General features: G+C 60.7%; 16 protein-coding genes. 6 read left to right on the top strand and 10 right to left on the bottom strand.

The genetic code is table 11. From position 1 onward, the window contains the following. Nucleotides 1-33: 33 nt before the first annotated feature. From ACYG9Z_RS05575 to ACYG9Z_RS05555, 5 genes are all read right to left on the bottom strand, one after another. On the bottom strand, nucleotides 34-1911 hold the full coding sequence (locus ACYG9Z_RS05575) for a methanol/ethanol family PQQ-dependent dehydrogenase (protein ID WP_031244118.1): 1878 nt from the start codon (nucleotides 1909-1911) through the stop codon (nucleotides 34-36). Continuing rightward, the gene (locus ACYG9Z_RS05570; RefSeq protein ID WP_023712209.1) at nucleotides 1908-2690 is read right to left on the bottom strand and encodes a heme-binding protein; all 783 of its coding nucleotides are present in this window, start codon (nucleotides 2688-2690) and stop codon (nucleotides 1908-1910) included. The genes ACYG9Z_RS05575 and ACYG9Z_RS05570 overlap by 4 nt, the downstream gene beginning before the upstream one ends. Nucleotides 2691-2963: 273 nt before the next feature. Beyond that, nucleotides 2964-4013 (bottom strand): chemotaxis protein CheB, encoded by a 1050-nt coding sequence (locus ACYG9Z_RS05565; protein WP_023681123.1) that lies wholly within the window; start codon nucleotides 4011-4013, stop codon nucleotides 2964-2966. A 141-nt stretch (nucleotides 4014-4154) separates the two neighbouring features. After that, on the bottom strand, nucleotides 4155-5123 hold the full coding sequence (locus ACYG9Z_RS05560) for a manganese catalase family protein (protein WP_023681124.1): 969 nt from the start codon (nucleotides 5121-5123) through the stop codon (nucleotides 4155-4157). 370 nt (nucleotides 5124-5493) lie between these two features. Next, entirely contained in the window at nucleotides 5494-8646 is a 3153-nt protein-coding gene (locus ACYG9Z_RS05555) for a GAF domain-containing protein (protein ID WP_023752173.1), read from the bottom strand. A gap of 221 nt (nucleotides 8647-8867) precedes the next feature. Here ACYG9Z_RS05555 and ACYG9Z_RS05550 point away from each other — a divergent pair, with 221 nt between their 5' ends. The 4 genes from ACYG9Z_RS05550 (at nucleotide 8868) to ACYG9Z_RS05535 (ending at nucleotide 11495) form a co-directional block, all read left to right on the top strand. Then, nucleotides 8868-9122: a hypothetical protein gene (locus ACYG9Z_RS05550; protein WP_023696347.1), complete on the top strand. Its 255-nt coding sequence runs from the start codon at nucleotides 8868-8870 to the stop codon at nucleotides 9120-9122. A 128-nt stretch (nucleotides 9123-9250) separates the two neighbouring features. After that, nucleotides 9251-10309, top strand: a complete 1059-nt coding sequence (locus ACYG9Z_RS05545; RefSeq protein WP_023752171.1) for an alpha/beta fold hydrolase — start codon at nucleotides 9251-9253, stop codon at nucleotides 10307-10309. Between the two features lie 20 nt (nucleotides 10310-10329). Next, entirely contained in the window at nucleotides 10330-10860 is a 531-nt protein-coding gene (locus ACYG9Z_RS05540; RefSeq protein WP_031244116.1) for a DUF1003 domain-containing protein, read from the top strand. 242 nt (nucleotides 10861-11102) lie between these two features. Continuing rightward, the gene (locus ACYG9Z_RS05535; RefSeq protein ID WP_023668021.1) at nucleotides 11103-11495 is read left to right on the top strand and encodes a response regulator; all 393 of its coding nucleotides are present in this window, start codon (nucleotides 11103-11105) and stop codon (nucleotides 11493-11495) included. A gap of 168 nt (nucleotides 11496-11663) precedes the next feature. On the opposite strand, the gene ACYG9Z_RS05530 is transcribed toward ACYG9Z_RS05535, so the two are convergent. The 3 genes from ACYG9Z_RS05530 to ACYG9Z_RS05520 form a co-directional block, all read right to left on the bottom strand. Next, nucleotides 11664-11840, bottom strand: coding sequence for a hypothetical protein (locus tag ACYG9Z_RS05530; RefSeq protein ID WP_023725512.1), 177 nt, complete (start codon nucleotides 11838-11840; stop codon nucleotides 11664-11666). Between the two features lie 203 nt (nucleotides 11841-12043). Next, nucleotides 12044-12280 (bottom strand): DUF6894 family protein, encoded by a 237-nt coding sequence (locus ACYG9Z_RS05525; RefSeq protein ID WP_023725511.1) that lies wholly within the window; start codon nucleotides 12278-12280, stop codon nucleotides 12044-12046. 19 nt (nucleotides 12281-12299) lie between these two features. Continuing rightward, nucleotides 12300-13139: a Crp/Fnr family transcriptional regulator gene (locus ACYG9Z_RS05520; protein ID WP_245259912.1), complete on the bottom strand. Its 840-nt coding sequence runs from the start codon at nucleotides 13137-13139 to the stop codon at nucleotides 12300-12302. A 310-nt stretch (nucleotides 13140-13449) separates the two neighbouring features. Between ACYG9Z_RS05520 and ACYG9Z_RS05515 the strand changes: the two genes are divergently transcribed. Beyond that, nucleotides 13450-16779: a DEAD/DEAH box helicase gene (locus ACYG9Z_RS05515; RefSeq protein ID WP_023752167.1), complete on the top strand. Its 3330-nt coding sequence runs from the start codon at nucleotides 13450-13452 to the stop codon at nucleotides 16777-16779. Nucleotides 16780-16910: 131 nt separating this feature from the next. Here the strand turns inward: ACYG9Z_RS05515 and ACYG9Z_RS05510 are convergent, their stop codons facing one another. Together ACYG9Z_RS05510 and ACYG9Z_RS05505 are read right to left on the bottom strand one after the other, a co-directional pair. After that, nucleotides 16911-17753 (bottom strand): SDR family oxidoreductase, encoded by an 843-nt coding sequence (locus ACYG9Z_RS05510; RefSeq protein ID WP_023752166.1) that lies wholly within the window; start codon nucleotides 17751-17753, stop codon nucleotides 16911-16913. 100 nt (nucleotides 17754-17853) lie between these two features. Beyond that, entirely contained in the window at nucleotides 17854-18237 is a 384-nt protein-coding gene (locus tag ACYG9Z_RS05505; protein ID WP_023748057.1) for a DUF1330 domain-containing protein, read from the bottom strand. Between the two features lie 151 nt (nucleotides 18238-18388). Here ACYG9Z_RS05505 and ACYG9Z_RS05500 point away from each other — a divergent pair, with 151 nt between their 5' ends. Continuing rightward, nucleotides 18389-19279, top strand: a complete 891-nt coding sequence (locus ACYG9Z_RS05500) for a LysR family transcriptional regulator (protein WP_023752165.1) — start codon at nucleotides 18389-18391, stop codon at nucleotides 19277-19279. The last annotated feature ends 214 nt before the right edge of the window (nucleotides 19280-19493 follow it).

Raw genomic sequence — 19493 nt, 5'->3', positions numbered from 1 at the left:
TTTCGCGCCGGACCTACGGTCAAGTACAATCCATCAAGGCAGCCGGAACACATAAAGCGTGCCTCCCGAGGTTGTCGCGTTCTTCAGATCCTTCATGGCATTGACGAAACCGAGCGCGGCGGTGGCGTCACGCGGGTCAAGATCGCCCGATACAATGGCGCCGGCCCAGCCGCCGACGCCTGAGAGGATGGCGACATATTGGTGCCCGTCGGGACCGCGATAGGTGATGGGCTGGCCGATGATCCCGGACGAGGTCTTGAACTGCCAAAGCAGGTCTCCGGTCTTGGCGCTAACCGCCTTGAACCAGCCTTCCATCGTGCCATAGAACACAACGTCGCCGGCGGTCACTACCGCGCCGCTCCACACCGGGAAATTCTCCTTGAGGCTCCAGGCGGGTTTCTCCGCGGCGATGTCCCAGGCGGTGAAGGCGCCGCGATTACCGCCAGGCCCTGGTATCATGCGGACGTTCATGCCCACATAGGGCGTGCCGGCGATGTAGTTCACCTCGACGCCTTCTTCATCCATGCACAGATTGTTGTGCGGGATGTAGAGCAGGCCGGTCTTCGGCGAGAACGCGGAAGGCTGCCAGTCCTTGAGGCCCGACGCCGTCGGACAGATATCGCGAACGACCTTGCCGGTGCCGGTCTTCTTGTCCGGGTTTACGATCAGCCGACCGGTTTTCAGATCCACACCTTTGCTGGAGTTGACCGGACCAAACGGTTTTGCCGACAGCACCTCGCCGGTTGTCCGGTCGAGGATGTAGAGATAGCCGTTGCGCTCCGGCCGGATCAGCACCTTGCGCGGCTTGCCCTGCCAGGTCATGTCGAGCAGGATCTGCTCGTTGATGCCGTCATAATCGTGGAGGTCGTGCGGGCTCCACTGATAGAACCATTTCGCCGCGCCGGTGTCGGGATCGCGCGCGAAAATGCCAGACGTCCACTTGTTGTCGCCCGGCCGCAAATCCGGATTCCATGGTCCGGGATTGCCGGTGCCGTGGAAGATCAGGTTCAGATCGGGATCATAGGAAATCCAGCCCCACATGTTGCCGCCGCCGATCTTCCAGGCTTCCGGCGGCCACGTCGTGACGCCAAGATCCTTGCCTTTGTCCATGTCGTAGTGCGGCTTGAAGTCCGATCCGATCAGCACGTCCTTGTCCGGCCCGGTGCTATAGGCGATCCAGACGACATGACCGTCGCCGGCGTCGAGCGCCTTTACCCAGCCGCGAACGCCCATCTCGCCGCCGGAATTGCCGACCAGCACTTTGCCCTTCACCACAAGCGGCGCCATGGTGATGGTCTCGCCGATGTTGATGTTGCCGACATGAGTGTTCCAGATCGGCTTGCCCGTGTTCGCATCAAGGGCAATCGTGTGGCCGTCCAGCGTATTGAAAAAGATGCGCCCGTCGGCGAATGCCACCCCTCGGTTGACGACGTCGCAGCAGGCCACCCCCTGTGCCGCCGGCTCGGGATTGGGTTCGTACTTCCACTTCATCGGGGCGCCGGGCTTGGAGAGATCGAGCGCATAGACGAAGTTGGGAAAGGGCGTCACGATATACATGGTGTTGCCGACGACCAGCGGCGCTGCTTCCTGGCCCTTGTTCACGCCTGTCGAGAACGTGAACGCGACCTGCAGGTTCTTGACGTTGCCTTCGTTGATCTCGGAGAGTTCGCTGAAGCGCGTCGACGCGTAGTTCTTGGCCGGCATCGTCCATTGGCCGTCATCGGGTGGCGAGGCTGCGGCTGGCGGTACGATCCCTGGTGTTTTAGGTGGCTCGGACGCAGCGCCCAAAAGCGGCAGGCAGGCGAGCAGCGTCACCAGAAGGATAGCGCCAAAGGAATTCCCGGCAGCCAATTTGCGGGTATGGCGTTCTACGTCAACGCGCGTCAATGCCAACTGGGGCATAGCTTTCATTTATTGATCGAGCCTCCCACGCCGGCGCCGAGTTCGGCCGCGATGTCGGCCTCCGTTCCGGCACAAAGCGGATGGCCCCAGCCCGAAGCGCTTTTGCCGCCGGGGTCCAGATCGTAGACAATGGCATCCTTGCGATTTGGATTGACGCCTGCCGGGACCTTGTCGAAGCCGAGCGCCGCGCGGATACGCCAAGCGACATTGTGATCGGCGCATGAGGAATCGCCTGAAACGCCGAGGCCGCCGACAATGCTCTTGCCGTCGTAGAGGGCAAGTCCGCCGCCAAACACCACGACGCCTCCGATCGGCTTGCCGACGAGCGGGTCGCCGGCGCTTCCGAACGTTTTGGGATCGCCCGTATAGGCCGCGGCCTGGTTGACGGGATTGGTCTCCTGCAGGCCAAATAGCGGTCCGCCGGGCTGCACCCCCGCATAGAGATTGGCCGTCGAGAGGGCCATCTGAGCCAGGCTGAGACCGTTGGCCGTGTTGGCTTTCTCCGCTGCTATGAGCCGACTTCCCGGCCATTGCGAGTCGGGGGTGGGGCCGCTGAACGCAATCGCGCAGACAGTGCCGTCACGGGCAACGATGGCTGCCCATTCGTTGGTTTCAAAGCCGCCATTGGCTGGTCCGCCGCTTGCCTTCACGTTGGCTTTGAGGGCTGCAAGCAGCTTATCGTGATCGGCCGGACAGGGTTCCTGCGCCATGGCCTCGTGCCCGTGGAACAGGCCACCCATCAGCAACAGCAGGCCAAAAAGAGGTACGAAAAGCTGCGAGCGATACATTGTCCTGGCATTCGTTTACAAAACAAGGACCACCCAGGCAGACCGCAGAATGCGAGGATACGTCCAATGGGTCAGTGCCTAACTCGCGTAATGCTTCTATGTTCCTGCTTTGCATAAAATTCGTGCAGTTGGATTTGGGTGCAGGTGTTCAATCAAAGCATGGGACCTGGATACCCGTGGCCACAGGCCAAGCGGTGAGGCAACGCGGCTGATCCAGGAAAATGCGATCGGAAGGACGCAGACGCACCCGCCCTGACAAACGCTGTTGCCTTGTCACGGCGTTCGACGATGGATGATCTCTTCAATAAGTTTCGCGTCGGCTTCGTACTCCGCGGCCCGCGCAGCCATTTGGCTGGCCAGGCTGTGTCTTTCCCGCGCGGCTTCGCGTTTTGCCGTACGTTTCGCCAACTCAGCCCGCTGCTGGTGCGCTCTTAAAAGGCTCCAAAGAGCCTGTTCCGCATCGTCAGCCTGGGCCTGCATTAAAACGTCCGCTCCGAACGCATGTCCGGTGTGGCAGCGGTAACGGGTAATCGGCCCGTCTTCTATCTCCCATAGGGGGCCATGACATTCGGGGCAGACAAATGTCGAGGGGGCGCCAAGCTGGCCTTCGGTCAGTTCCATTGTGCTGTGCTCCTGAGCTGCAATCGCTGCCTCAAGGCGGATGCCGGACGGGATTTCTGGTGTCGGTCCTGCGATTTCGGAAGCAAGCCTGTGCAACAGGCCAGCCATTTCGGACAGAGGGACGCAATGGTCGATTTCCACATTCTGCAAGGCGCTCAGCGGCATGTCGGGTACCGCAGCGTCGCCGGGGTCCTGGACTACGCTGACGCCTCCGCACATCTTGATTGCGTGCAGGCCGGCGGTGCCGTCGGAGAGGCTGCCTGTGAGCACGACGCCGATCACGCTGCCGCCAAAGCTGCAGGCCGCCGATCGAAACAGGGGGTCGATGGCGGGGCGCGCCAGGTTCTCGCGCGGCCCGCGCCGCAGCAGCATATGATCGTCATGTAACAGAAGGTGAGCTCCGGGCGGTGCAACGAAGATGTGCCCGTTTTTAACCTTCATGCCGTTGGAGGCATTTGCAACGGGCATGTTGGCAGCGCGACCGAGAATGTCGCCGAGGTAACTCGTGGGACCAACGTGCTGTACGACGAGGAGAGCCGCCGGGATGTCCGGCGAAAGATCGCGGACAAGTCTCTTCAGCGCGTCGACGCCGCCGGCCGATGCTCCGATTGTCACGATGCACCGGTTCTCGCAACCGTCGGGACGGACCTTATCCGGCTGGCCCGCACGCTCCGAATCTGATCGTGGTGCGGCGGTGGCCATGGTTGCTTCACCCACATTCAGCACAGATGTCGATGCGAGCGCTCCGGCCAGTCCGTTGCTGGTCGGATGCCCTGCCTTCGTCGGTGTTAGCTTCCGGCCGCATCGCGGAACATAGATGCCCGCAATGATGTCGGCTCTGTGCTAACGCCTACGTGCGCGTTTGACAGCAGCCTCTGCCACGGCCGGGGCCTCCTGAATGCTTGCCGCGCCGCCAAAATCGGCGTTCTTGGTACGGCCAGCTCCCGGGCCAGCCCCTAGATCAGCGCCTGTTGTCGGATCGGAAGCCGGATCGGAAAGCGTACGGTCGGCCATCCTGGCCACCACCTTCATGTCTTTGGCCCCCAGCTTGACAGTTGCAAGGCCGTCTCCACCGTCGACGGGCATCACCTCTTCAAGGTCATCGATCCGATCCCACTCTTCGCCGGAATTCCATGGGCCAGCGACATCGCCGTCGCCTTGAGAGGTGTTGACGTACATGCTGGCGTACTTCTCTACGCCTGGGAGCTTGCCGGAAGGGAAATTGTTTTCGATCGCGTAAAGTGCTTTCTCAAACGACTTCTGGTGCGCGATCTCGCGCGTCATCAGGAAGCCGAGCGCGTCCTTGATTCCCGGGTCGTCGGTGATGTTGATAAGGCGTTCGTAAACGATCTTGGCGCGGGCTTCGGCGGCGATATTCGACCGCAAATCCACCGTAGGTTCACCGCGCGAGTCGACATAGGCCGCGGTCCAGGGAACGCCGGCTGAGTCGCACAGCGCGGGAGCGCCGCCGAACAGAATTGATTCCTTGGCTGTTGTGCCGCTGGCGCCGATCATTAGGTAAAGGTCGGCTTCCTTCATTTGGCCCTCGGCCAGCTGTGCCTTGAGCCCCTTGTTGAGCATGGTGACGATTGATCCCACCACTTCGAGATGGCTGAGTTCTTCGGTCGCAATATCGAGCAACATGTCGCGACGGCCAAGATCGTCCTCGCCAAGCCCTTGCGTGAAATAGCGCATGGCCGCTGCAAGCTCGCCATCGGCGCCGCCGAACTGTTCCATGATCATGCAGGCCAGGCGAGGATTCGGCTCCGAGACGCGAACGGTGTACTGCAGGCGCTTGTTGTGCATGAACATGGACATCTCTCCGGTTAGATCATCCGAACATCCCCGCAAGATGATTGTTCCATCCGGCCATCGGCCAGCGAGCATTTTTACGGCAGCTTCAGTGTTGAGCATCGCAGGGAGCCAGAGGCGGCATTTATTTCTCGCTGGGATTCTCCGACTGGCGACCGGCGGCAACGAGATTTCGATCGTGCTGCGCCATCACGGCAATGAGCAAGGCCGCGGATGGGCAAGAGGTCGACAAAATCTGGAGGGATACTGGCTCGGAAAAGTGAAGCCGGGCCATGTCAATATGATGTCGGTGTCCGGCCCTTTTCGCTGCACACCCACGCGGCAAACGGCGTGTTCGGTCACGGGGCGAGCGTCGCGGGCTGTTGCCCGTTCACTTTCGATCCAGCACCTTCCGGACTTTCTCTGCCAATTCGTCGATCGTGTAGGGCTTGGTCAAAAGTTCGGTTCCGAAATCGAGCGTGCCGTTGTGGACAATCGCATTTCGTGTGTAGCCGGTGGTGTAGAGCACTTTTAGCGACGGGTGCATTGTCTTGACCTGATCCACCAGCTCCCGGCCCGACATCTCCGGCATCACCACGTCGGTGAACAGAAGCGACGGCACTTGCCCGCTTTCGACGGCCACCAGCGCTTCGCGTGGACCTTGCATTTCCAGCACAGAGTAGCCCAGTTCCCGCAGCGCTTCCGCGGCCATCAGCCGGACGCGATCTTCATCCTCGACAACCATGATGATCTCGTCTGCACAGCCGGGGTGCTCGCCTGCCACGACGTCGATTTGGCTGTCGAGCACGCCATGGTGCGAGCGCGGCAAATATATTTTCAAGGTGGTTCCAATGCCCTGCTCGGAATAGATCTTCACACTGCCGCCGGACTGGCGAACAAACCCATAGACTTGGCTGAGTCCCAGCCCGGTGCCTTTGCCGACCCCCTTGGTGGTGAAGAACGGATCGAAGGCTCTTGCGACAACATCAGCAGTCATGCCCGTTCCTGTATCGGTGACCGCTATCATCACATACTGGCCGGAGGGGATCGCGTTCTCCCTGGCATAGCGATCGTCGACGTGGGCGTTTGATGTCTCGATCGTCAGCTTGCCGCCAGCAGGCATGGCATCCCTTGCGTTGACGCAAAGGTTGAGCAGCGCGCTTTCCAATTGCCCTGCGTCGGCCTCGACATGCCATAGGCCCGCAGCGAGCACGGTCTCGATCTGAATGGTCTCGCCAAGCGTCCGGTTCAGCAATTCGCTCATACCGGAGACGAGGCGATTTGGATTCAGCCGCCTCGGCGCCAGTGGTTGCTGGCGGGAAAAGGCGAGCAGTCGCCTGGTAAGTTCTGCGGCACGTTGTGCTCCATCGATCGCGCCGGTTACGAATTGGTGGACGTTGGTATCGCCGTTTCTGAGCTTGCGCTGCACAAGGTTCAGGCCGCCGATGATGACGGCCAGCATATTGTTGAAGTCGTGCGCGATGCCACCGGTGAGCTGTCCGACAGCTTCCATCTTCTGGGCTTGGCGCAGGTGCTCTTCTGCTCTGGCGCGTTCCGCAACTTCATCTTTGACACGTTGTTCGAGCGTGCCGTTGAGTGTCTGCAGCGCCTTGAACAGCCGGGAGTTGTCGATGGCCGTCGCGGCATGGCCGGCAAGCCCCAGCAAGGCCGCTTCTTGCTGTTCGGCGAACACGCCGGTCTCTGAATGACCAAGGAAGAGGCCGCCCAGGACCTCGCCCGAACGCGAGACGACCGGCACGGCGAGATAGGAACGCACCGGCAGATGGCCCTCCGGCATTCCCTTGCGGGGCCAGTTCTTTCCGTAACGCGGATCGGTGAGGATATCGTCGGAACGCACCACGCTTGTGCCGCGGAAAGTGGGCTCGAACACCGCGGTGTTGCGCGGCATGGGAAAGTTTTCGAAAGCAGAACGAGGTGCCCCCGAAAGGGCGTAGAGCACATAGCTGTCGCCCTTGTCGTCGATCACATTGTAGAAGAAAGCTCCAAATTGTGCGCCCGACAGCACGACGCCGGCATCGGTTACCGTCTGGACAATTCGCTCCACGTCAAGCTCGGCCGCCACGGCTGCCGCAGTAGCGTTCATCAACTGAAGCTGATGCTCCACCCGCTTTCGCGCGGTGACATCAACCACGGTGCCGATGAAGCGGATCGCACGGCCGGACTGGAAAAGCGCTTCCCCGGTTGCGGCAATCCAGCGCTCCTTGCCATCCCGAAGGCCGATCGTCCGGTATTCGATGTCGTAGCGGGAGGGGGTGCCCGGCGCGAGCGACTGGCGTACGGCCTCGTCGGCCCGTGCGCGATCTTCCGGGTGGAGGCCCGCCAGGAAGGCGCTTTCATATGTCACCTCCGCGTCCGGCGGCAAACCAAAAAGGGCTTTGCACCGGTCGTCCCAACGCAGCACTCCGCTGATGGGATCGTAATCCCAGGTGCCAATAGCGGCCGCGTCGGTGGCAAGCCTCAGCCTCTCCTCGCTGGCCCGTGCCGCCTGTTCCGAGCGAACGCGCTCGATGTGAGCCCAGGACCGCTCCGTCACCTCGGTCAGCAAGGACAGTTCGCGTTGCGACCAGACGCGGCGCTGCTTGTCGTGGATGGCCATCAGGGCAGTCAGTCGGCCTTGTTTGACCAAAGGCATACAGATGGTTGCCGTTATCCCGATATCCTGAAAGGTCTTCGCTTCCTCGGGAGCAATTTCCTCAAGGTTGTTGTTGATGATAAGCGGCTTGTTGGCGCTGAGGTTGGTGACAGCCAGGCGACCGAAATCGGCAAGACTGTAATATCCCCTGATGCTGGGCGAGCCAGGTGCGCTCCAATCGCCGCGGATGGTGAAATGGTCTTGGTCCTGCTCCATGTCGGCATAGGCGCAAATCGACACGCCAAGATGTTCGCCGAGGAGCCGAGTGGTGATCTGCATGACAGCATCGGCGTCGGCCGCGAGGGCTATCTCCCTGCCGAGGCGGTCGAGAAAAGCAAGGCGTTCGGCGTTCTCACGCAGGGCCAGTTCGGCGCGAAGGCGTTCTATCGCCGTACGCGTCCGGTCAGCGACTGCCGAAATGAGGGCTACTTCCTCCGTCGCCCAGCGTCTGGGCGCGGAGTGGTTCAGGTATAACAGCGCCACCAGCCCGCCATGCTCGGTGACGGGCATGTTGATGACGGATTGGGCGCTGATGGCTTTGAGTGCCTCCGCATGGCCGCTGGTTCGCGGATCTGTCTCGGCGTTTTCAAAGACAACGGTTTCGCCTCGCTTCAAATCCTCGATATACGTGCCGTAGTTCCTGAAATTCAGCGTCCCAGCCAGGCTTTTGATGCCTGGCGCGTTCCAGTCCCTGTCGATGGTGATCGTTTCTTTCTCTAGATCGATCGTGCCGTATCCGGCTCGGCTGATGCCAAAATGGTTCCCCAGCAGTTCCGCGGCTGCGTAGGCCAGTTCTGCGGGATCCGTAATCTCGCGAATACGGTCGCCCAGCGCTGCCAAAAGCTCGAAGCGCTGCAGTTCAGATCGCGGATTGCTTGAAGTGGCCCCCATTTCGCCCCCGTTTTGCCGGGACTTAAATGCAGTCTGCGGCCAAGAGTTCCCCGCAGGACGGCAGTTTCTTTGGCGGGCCGGTCAGCCGAACACGCCGCACCGGTCATAGGTTAATGACAGCTTGGCGCGCTGTGGCGGATAAAGGGGGAAACCAGCGGGCACTTGACGAGCTCCCGCTGGCTGGGTGCCCGAACCGCACTTCACTCGTTTGGAGACGTTTGATGCTTGACCGACCCATTCTTACGAATACGGACGCTCTCTATCCAGACGACCTGAAAACGCTTCGGTCGGTTTTCGACGCGCTGTGTGAGGAATTTGAGATTTCGTCGGACACTACCGCGGCAGAATCCATCGCGAGAGAGTTGGTCAGACTTTTCCAGACCGGGATGACGGAAGCGGCCATGCTGATGATTGCCGTGCGCGCACGTTGGCAGGGTGATTGGAAACTGGGAGGCAGCAGCGCTGCCCAGGCTTAACGGTCCCAACTCCATGGAGAAGGCCTACTTTAGCCGCTTGAGCCGGTTGTACAGCGTTGTCTTGTCTGGCGGAACAAGCTTTCGCCCCGAGAGTTGGGGTCGGCAGATAGTTTCCAACAGGCACGGGCATGGCGTTCGACAGAGATGGACCGAAACTCGCGACCGGGTTGCTCGCGGCCTCGTTGGCGGCGCTGGCGGCATACAACGCCATCCGCGCCAAACGTGCGATTGCCGGCCGGGCGTGCGGACGTGTGATGGAGATCGATGGTCTGGGCCTGCATTTTATCGAAGCCGGAACCGGCATGCCGCTGCTTCTCCTGCATGGCAATGGATCCATGGCGGAGGATTTCAAGTCGAGCGGCATCTTCGATGAGGCGGCAAAGACCTACCGGGTGATTGCATTTGATCGTCCCGGTTTTGGGCGAAGCTCACGGCCGCGCGGCCGGCGTTGGTCCGCTCGCGACCAAGCCGACCTTATACATGCCGCCGCCTGCGGGCTGGGTATAGAGAAATACCTCGTGCTTGGACATTCCTGGGGAGCTTGGATCGCCCTCGAGTTGGCGCGAAGGCATTCTCCATCGGTCGCCGGCATCGTGCTGGTCTCGGGTTACTACTATCCGTCACCGCGGCTGGATCTTGCACTGGCCGCACTCCCTGCATTGCCTGTGATCGGCACCGCGTTTCGTCACACCTTGCTGCCCCCGCTTGTAAGGCTTGCCTGGCATTGGGCAATGGAGAAGATCTTTAAACCCGCCGTCGTCGCCAGCGACTTCGCCGCACTGGCCAAAGATGTCGCCAGCCGCCCTTCCCAACTGCGGGCGGTTTCTCTGGAGACAGCATCGATGCTGGCCGCGTCCCTCTTGGGAAAAGCCAACTATAGGGACATTGCCGTGCCCACCGGCATCATGGCGGGATCCGGGGACCGGTTGTTCGACGCGCAACGCGATGCACGACGCTTGCACGCGGAAGTCGGTAGGTCTCTCCTTGAGGTGGTTCCGGGCGCCGGCCATATGGTTCATCAGAGCGCCCCGCAAGCCGTGGTTGGCATGGTGCACACCATTGCAGGGCGGCACGCCTTGTTCCAAGCGGGCCGTCGGCAGCGACCCAAGTCGCGTGCCGACGAGTTCAAGGCAGATCCGGCCTCGCGGGAGCCACCGGCGATAAGCGACGCCGCTTGCACGGAATGATCTCCAAACGGGGCTTTCAAATGAGCGACCAACGTCCAGCCGACATGCAGTCGGTGCTCCACCAGAACATACAGGCCCTGGTCGAGCACAGGCGACAGCAAGAGGAGCACCAAGGTGTTCAAGCGTGGGTCGCCGGCGTTGTTTCGCGCTTCGCGGGAAGCATGACTTTCGTCTATTTGCACCTTGCAATTCTTGTCGTCTGGGTCCTCGCGAACCTTGGCGCGATACCAGCCGTCCCAGCCTGGGACCCGACTTTCGTGATCCTGGCCATGGTCGCCTCGGTTGAGGCAATCTTCCTGTCTACTTTCGTGCTGATCAATCAGAACAGAATGGCCGCACACAGCGAGCGCCGAGCCGAACTGGATTTGCAGATCAGCCTTCTAAACGAACATGAAACCACGCGGCTGATCGAGATGGTGGCTGCCTTGACGGCGCGTCTGAATATCTCGACCCCGGCCGACAAAGAGCTGCCGGAACTCGCCGAGAATGTCGATCCCCAAAAGGTGATGACGCAAATCCAGCAAGCTTCTGAAGAACAGGAGAACGCTTGATCAAAGCGACCTCGTCGGCGACGGTTCAGCGTCGGCTACAACCTGTAATTCAGCCTCATTGCCAAGGCTGTCGAAGCAGCTAAGCCGGTGTCGGCCTTTTCCAGGGTGGCTTCCCGACGTCACAAGTCCGCCGCGCAATCGAGGCAGCGTGGAGCTTCGATAGCCAAAAGGCTGCTGCGGGTCAGATGGAACCAAGTTGACGCCGAAATCGTATTAGCGGTGGCGGCTTGGGGAGATTCCGGATGAGCGAAGGTGCTGTTCTGATCGTCGAAGATGAGACAATGATCCTGCTCGACCTCGAGTCAGCTTTGGAGGAGGCCGGCTTCCAGGTGGTCGGCACTCGGAGTGCCGCCGAGGCGCTGGCGGCTTTCGACCCCGATCCGACCAAGTTCAAGGCCGTACTCACGGACATCCGTTTGGGACCAGGACAGTCGGGGTGGGAGGTCGCTCGGCACTTGCGAAGGTCCAACTCGACCATCCCGGTTGTCTATATCAGTGGCGACAGCGCGGTACACTGGGGAGCGGAAGGTGTGCCCAACAGCATAATGATCACCAAGCCCTTTTTTCTGCCGCAGATCATAACTGCCGTTTCTCAACTTTTAAACGCGCAGCAAGGTGCAGAAACTCACCTCTAGGAATCGGACCGCGGCTCCACGAAAACCACGGAACATTCAATCGGCGCCGTCCGGCGTAAAGCGTTCGCGTCTGCTTGGGCCGGCGGCCTCAACCAGATGTCGACCTCAGCTCCTTCCCCTCGCCACCGGCTCGCATCCACTCGGGAGCCCTCCCGAAAGCAGGGGCGCTCATTGGTTGAGCTTTCGGTCGAGTTCGTCAAGCAATGACCGATGCTCGCTGGGCATGTCCGTATCTGTCGGCAGATCCAGCAACTGGCGAAGCTGGCGACGATTGGCGTCCGATGAAATCCACTGCCGTATGAGGCGGGCTATGACCTTTTGTTGTGCCTTGCCGATTTCTTCCATGTTAGAACCCGAGCTTGTCCGTTGGACGAACTCGGCGGCTCTTTGATGGTTCCCCGTCCTGTACACAAATCGAGGCGAATCGAGGCACAATCTATGGGTTAATGTATGTCGCTCAAAAGTGGCCCTGGTTTTGAGACAACGACATGCCAGTGGATGTTTGCAGTCTCAATCCGCGCGCCTAACGCTGAGCGCAGAGTGCAAATTTAAGCGATCGATTTTACCCGAAGCGAGAGGCTCAGCCGCAAAATCTTGGCGCCGTTTTCATCACGCACTTCGATAAACAATTGCTGCCCGTCGACGCTCTTCAGTGACTCTCTCGTGAGGTCGACAAGGCCCTCGAATCCCGCGCGGCGGACCTCTTCGAGGCCAGCGCATTCGACACCTATTTCGTCCTCGAAGATGAGATCGCCATCGCCGCTGTCGAAGAAAAATCGTGCCATCGGAGAGCTTCCGTCACTGCTAATCAGCGGGGTTCCTTTGGTGCAGGTAGGTCGTGTCGAAATCTCCTGCGTGAGTGAGGCCGGCCCAGTCCAGTGCGTGAACTTTTGATCCCGAGGTGGCAATGAGGCCTCTGCGTCGTAGTTCCTGGAGCATCCGGTTGACGTGGACCGTGGACAAACCCAGTGCATCGCCAAGGGCCGCCTGGGTAATGGGAATATCCGCCACGTGATCCTCAATGCGCCCCATGGAGCGCAAGCGAAAAATCAGTTCGCAAAGGATGTGAGCCATGCGGGTGTATGCCTCGCGTCTTCCCACATTGATGACCCACTCCCTATAAATCGCGGCATCTATCAACGTCGACCGCCAAAAAGCGGTGGCGATGCGAGGGTGCTGGTCGCAAACGGCACGCAGAGTGTCATGCCGCATGAAACCTACTCGGGCCGGCGTAAGGGTCGAGAAGTTACAATCCATGACCGACAGATGCAGCCCATGCAGATCAGGAATGTCGCCAGCGACGAAGAATGATGTGATTTGTCGCTTTCCTTCGCCCGTATGTTTGGTGGAACCGACCAAGCCATCAAGAACGATAAACGAGTAAACAGGACGGTCGCCCTCACGCACCAGATCGTGGTTGGCCGAATATTCCTTCTCCTGGATCGGAATGCCTTTCAGAACGCCGATGTCGGCCTCTCGAAGATCCGAGATGGTCTGAAGCTTGCGAATGAGTACATCCGAGGATGAGGTGGGGAACAAATTGACTACCTGGCTGATGTTGGTGATCGAACTATTATCCGCGCCAAAAGTTCCGATTGGCATGGGGACATATGCGCGGCGGCAGAAGGCGCCGCCGTGCGGCATGGTCCCGTGCCTGGGGCGTTTTGCCAGCGTCGAGGGTGGTTGAAGATCCCGGAATGATCCAAGCACCAGTTTTTTAGGACAGCCATAGGTGAGCCAGGCAGCAATGCATTAACCTATGACATAGGCTCGGTTAGAAATTGTCCCGCTGGGCAGCCAGCCCCAGGAGTTCGCCGATCACGGCGCAGCTTTGACCCAGTCGCTCCCCCCAATTTCAAGGGCTGCACCCGCAGCCAGTCCTGGAACTCTTTGATGCGCCACCAGGAACGGGGTGGCTCCGCTGACGTTGTCTCAGTGGCAAGGTGAGATTTCAGTGAACAGGCATATTTCGCGGACGGATGTCGAACAAATCGATCACACGGATGACAGCGGGTTTGCGATAGAGCACGGCGGACCGCCATCCTCAGCAATCGCGGTAGCGCTGGCCCGTGGGCTGGAGACCAGTCGGGATAAGCACATCGTCCATATAGCTCCCTCGGAACGCAGTGCCGAGGAGATCGCCGGCGCCTTGCGTCAGTTCCTGCCTGACGCGGATATCATCTTGCTGCCGTCCTGGGATTGCCTGCCCTACGACAGGGTGTGGCCCACACGTGCCAATATGGGGCGAAGGCTTCGTGCGTTGCGTGAGATCGCAACGAAGCCGGATCGCCCGCGCATCGCTGTAATGTCGCTCGAAGCCATTCTGCAGCGGGTGCCGCCTGCTCCCGTCATCGCTGGCGGTTTCACAATTCTGGAGGTAGGCCAAAAGCTCGACCGTGACGATTTCAGAACCAGGTCCGAAGCCATTGGCTATGTCGTCGACGAGAGGGTCGACGAACCGGGTGAGATAGCCTTTCGGGGCGATCTCATCGATATTTTCCCTGCTGGCGCGGATGGCCCCGTTCGCATCATCGTTGGTCCCGATGCCTGCATCGGCCAGCTCAAGACCTACGACCCGCTCAGTCAGCTCAGCGATCAGGTTCGAGACTCGGTTACTGTCGGACCGGCATCCGAGCTGATCTTTAAAGCTGGTGAGCATCCTGAGCTGACAGCGATGCGCGCGACGTCGATGGAAGAGCGCCTGGTCGCATCGTATGGCGCTATGCCATCCGTCTTCGATGCGGCTTCCAGCGCCTCGATCTCCTTCCTTGAAGGGACCGACGGGCAGCCGCTCGGCAGAATTCTGGATCTGGTCGAGGATGCACGTCGTGCCAGGCAGGAGGCAGCCGGAACGAAAAAACCTTTGCCGGGACGATTTTACCTATCCCGTGAAGAGTGGGACGCTGCTCTGCTTAACCGCTGCTGCGTGAGACTTGCCGTTTCTGCCGTGGGAGTTCCCAAATTCTTCCGCCAGGCCCGACCCGGGCATGATTTCGCGGAATTCGTCACAAGGCAGACGAGCGCCGGAGTCAGAGTAGTGTTCACCGGCGATGCCTCTGAATTGCAGCGAGCAGATCGCCTGCTCGATAGGAGACTAGGCCGGCGGGCAGAGGAAGCGGCCGACTTGCCGCAAATCCTTTCGGCCGCAAGGGGCTCTCTTCTCAAGGCTGAATTCGTCCTCGACGAAGGGTTTGTCGACGCGCAATCCAATATCGCGGTGGTGGCCGCATCCGACCTGTTTGGTCCCGCGTTGAAGGCGAACGGGAGCGCGACCACGGGCATACTCGAACCCGAGTTGCGCATTGGCGATGTCGTCGTCCATGAAGACCATGGCCTGGGCGTGCTCGCCGCGGTCGAACAGGTCGAGTTGGCTGGCCAGCAACAGGATGTCGTCAGACTGGAATATCACGGCGGGGCTTCCTTGCTGGTTCCGGTCGACGACTTTGGACGAATATGGCGCTACGGCTCGGAACCGGAGGCAGTGTCGCTTGATCGCCTCAACGGCGAGGGCTGGCCGAAGCGACGCGAAGCTGCGTTGCGCGAGATCGACAGGCTGGCCAAGCGCCTCTTGAGCCTTGCCAAAATCAGGTCCAGCGAGCCTGCCGAGATCTTGAAGCCCTCCCGCACGGACTTGGCTCGTTTTGCGGCGAAATTTCCCTATACGGAGACGCCCGACCAAGCGGCCGCCATCCGCGCTGTGCTCGATGACCTTTCGTCCGGAAGAACAATGAACCGGCTCGTCTGCGGCGATGTCGGCTTCGGCAAGACAGAGGTCGCCCTGCGTGCTTGCGCCGCCGCCGCTCTCTGCGGGAAACAGGTTGCTATCATAGCACCGACAACGGTGTTGGCACGACAGCACTATGAGACGTTCAGCCGCCGCTTCGCAGGAAACGGCCTGCAGGTCGCCCACCTTTCTAGGATGGTCGGGGCAGCGGAGGCGAGAGCGGCAAAAGAGGGTCTGCGGAGCGGCCAGGTTGCGGTCGTTGTGGGTACTCAGGCCCTGGCGTCCAAGAGCGTCACCTTCGCCAATCTTGGACTGCTGGTGATCGACGAGGAGCACCGGTTCGGGGTCAAGTTGAAGCGGGCCCTGCGGACCATGACGCCTCGCCTCCATACGCTGAGCATGAGCGCCACACCGATACCCCGGACGCTGCAATCGACGTTGTCGGGCATCCAGGACGTCAGCGTTCTAAACTCTCCGCCCGCCAAAAGACGTCCCGTTCGCACGATCTTGGCAGCGTTCGATCCAGCATCGGTGCGCGCGGCCCTTCTGCGTGAATTTCACCGGGGTGGACAGAGCTTCTTCGTGGTCCCGCGGATCGAGGATATTGCCCCGGCCTGTGACCAACTGAACAGACTGGTGCCGGAACTCCGGGTCAAGACGGCGCATGGTGAAATGAAGGGGAGACAGCTGGACGAAGTCATGGTCGGATTCGCCGACGGTGATGGCGACATTTTGTTGAGCACCGACATCATCGAGAGCGGCCTCGATGTGCCGCGGGCCAACACCATCATCGTTTGGCGCCCCGACCGGTTCGGTCTGGCGCAGTTGCACCAGCTGCGGGGCCGGGTCGGAAGGGGGGCGGTGCAGGCTGTTGCGTTTCTTCTGACCCAGCCTGGCGTTGAACTGGCCGACAGCACCAGGACCCGGCTTTCGACGATGCTTGCGCTCGATCGGCTCGGCTCCGGCCTGGCAATCAGTCAAAGGGACCTCGACCTGCGTGGCGCCGGAGATCTTTTCGGAGAAGACCAGGCCGGGCATATGAAGCTGATCGGAGTGGGCTTGTACGAGCACTTGCTGGAGCGGGCGGTCTCGGCGGCTGGCGGAGGGGCCGACTTCGACAAGCAACTTGCCGAGATCAACGGTTCGGGAAAGGGCGCTTTTCCCAAGAGCTATGTCGAAGAGCCTACGGTGCGTGTTGGCCTCTATGCGCGGCTCTCCCGCATCCGTTCGGAGCCGGACCTCGATACATTCAGCGAAGAGCTCGAGGACCGCTTTGGAGACATGCCTGGCGAAGTAGCCCTTTTGCTGGAATTTACCAGGTTGCGAATAGCAGCGTCGGAACTGGGCATCGGCAAAGTCGATTTGGGTCCCGAGGCCATCGCGATCACCCTTCGGAACAAGCCGTCGGCGTCCCAATGGCGGAACAGCAAGGCGTTGGGCCTGGAGTACCGGAACGGCCGCCTGATTTTCAGGCCGATCCCGCCCGGCGTCTCTGGCGTCGACGCCGTTCGCTTAGCGCTTGATGCCATACGTGCAGCTCAGCCAAAGCACGAGATCTGACTAGCCTTTTCTCTCCATCCGGCGGCGGCACGACAATGGGAGTGCCGCAGCCACGAGTCTTCACCTCGGAATTGCAGTGCCAGTGGTGTTCAGCCACCAGTACCGCAAGTCCGGATGTTCCGCAGGGGTCGTTAGTTGCGGCCGTTCTCGTCCATGGCGAGGGAACTCGAGAGCTCGCGATAGGCACCGATCTGCTGCTGCAGAATGGCAATCTTCTGCTCTGCCGTCGCAATGGCGTCAGTACCGGCAAGGAAACGCTGGGGGAGCACGTCCCCAGACGTGAGCGTGATCAGGGCGCGCGCGAGCTTGGCCGGATCACCCCCCTGCTTGCCGTTCTGAGAACGCCAGAAGGCGATCTGCGCCGTCCGCCGCTCATGGTAGTCCTCGACGGAGGGGGCGGCATAGTTGGTCGACTCTTCCGTGAGAAGCTCGGTGCGGAAGAAGCCCGGGTTCACGATCATCGTCTCGATGCCGAACGGCACGACTTCGGTCTGCAGCGCCTCCATCCAGCCGTCGAGGCCGAACTTCGAGGCTGAATAGGCCGTGCAGAACTCGAAACCCATTAGCCCGGCCGTCGAGGAGATCGAAATGACCCTGCCGGACCGCTGCTTGCGCATCGCTGGCAGAAAGGCCCGCGTCACATTCATGGGTCCGACGAGGCTGGTGCTGAGCTGCAGTTGCATCTGTTCGGCGGTCAACTCTTCGAAGTACCCGGCAAAGAAACTCGCCGCATTGTTGACCAGCACGTCGATGCGGCCAAACCGGTCAAACGTGGCCTGGGCAGCGGCTTCGGCGTCGGCCGCGCTCGTCACGTCCAGCTTGACGATAAGGAGGTTCTCGGCGTTTCCCACGGCCCTTGCGACTTTTTCCGTGTTGCGGCCGGTTGCCACCACCTTGTGGCCCGCCGCCAATGCGGCCTTGGCGATATCCAGACCGAGGCCCCGGCCTGCGCCGGTGATGAACCAAACACTCATATTGGGCTCCTGTTCTCTAGGCCGCAGCACGGCCCCGGATTTGGACGCGATGGCCAGCAGGGACTGATCCCCATGTTGATCCATCCGCCGGCGGACTGCGTCACTGCGGAAGGCCGGCGCCTTCGGTGATGATGCGAAATCCTTCGGTCGACCTGGTAAAAAACTGCCGGGCCGCTGTGTATTCCGGCGAGTTGTAGTAGCGCTTGGCGTCAGCAAGGCTCGGGAACTCGGCGATGGCGATCACCGATCTCGAGCTTCCTTCGATGGCAGTGACATTGGGATTGTAGACGATCACGCGGCCGCCATACTTGGTGACGAGCGGCGACGCCGCTTCGATGTACTGCTGAAACACCGCCTGATCCTTGATGTCATAGCTGCCGATCATGTAGGCGCGGGGAGCGACGCCCGTCGCTTGCTGAGCAAAGGCGGCCGGGCTCACGATCATGGTGAGGGCGGCGAGCGCGCCCACGATTACCTTCTTCATATTGTTCTCCTTCAGTGGGCCAGTGGGACGGTAGGCATTGCGCGGAGAGTTGCTCCGGTTGACCGTCTGGCCTTGAGTCAGGAAGTTAGCTCCTTTAGCGACATGCCATTAGGTGGTATAATCTGCATGGGCTTAGAAGTAGGATTGATGAATGCGTCGCGACAGTCTGGATGACTTCCTGACCTTCATCGCCGTCGCCCGCGAGCGCAGTTTCACCAAGGCGGCCGCCATGCTCGGCGTGTCGCAGTCTGCCCTGAGCTATTCGATCCGGACGATGGAAGAACGCCTCGGCGTTCGGCTGCTGACCCGCACGACCCGCAGCGTCTCGCTAACCGAAGCGGGGGATCGCCTGTTTCGAAGCATCGCTCCCAAGTTAGATGAGATCGCAAGCGAGATTGCCGCCCTCAGCGCCCTGCGCGACAAGCCGGCCGGTACAGTCCGGATCACCACCGTGGAGCATGCCGGCGAGACCATCATCTGGCCCGCCATGGTCGGGCTCATGCGCGACTATCCCGACATCAGGGTCGAGATTATCCACGACTACGGCTTGGCTGACATTGCGGCCGATCGCTTCGATGCGGGTGTACGGCTCGGCGAACAGGTGGATAAGGACATGATCTCGGCGCGCATTGGGCCAGACTTCCGCATGGCGGTTGTGGTAGCGCCTTCATACTTTGTAAGCCGCTCCCGTCCGGTCACGCCTGAAGATCTTGCCGATCATGCATGCATACCCCTGCGACTGCCCACAGGCGGCTTTGCACCGTGGGAGTTTCGCAAGGAGGGGCGGGAATTGAAGGTGCGCGTTCACGGACACGCCGCCTTCAACACCCTCGCGATGATCTGCCAGGCCAGCCTTGAAGGGTTCGGGCTCGCCTATCTGCCCGAGGATCTAGTGACCTACCTACTCGAACAGGGTCGCCTAGTGCGCGTTCTTGAGGACTGGTGCCCCCTTCGGCCGGGCTATCACCTGTATTATCCAAGCCGGCGCCAACACTCGCCGGCTTTCGCACTCGCGCTGGAAAGGCTGCGCTACCGCGACTGAGTGCGATTGAAATAAGGATCGCCAGACCTCGACGACCATGGCGCCTATCAAAGCCGCCCAGTACAGGAAGTCCGGAGCGCCCGTTTCCCACCGATCCCAGTCTCCCCAATTTATGAGTTCACTGCCTAGTATCATCTCAGCGTTGCCGCCGCAGCTTGGCTCGGGCCATCGGTGCGAATGGTGCACTGTGGGCGGCCGTGCGTTCGCAGGGCAG

This window comes from Mesorhizobium sp. RSR380A (genome assembly GCF_054719385.1).
This window is presented reverse-complemented; position numbering and strand designations above follow the sequence as displayed.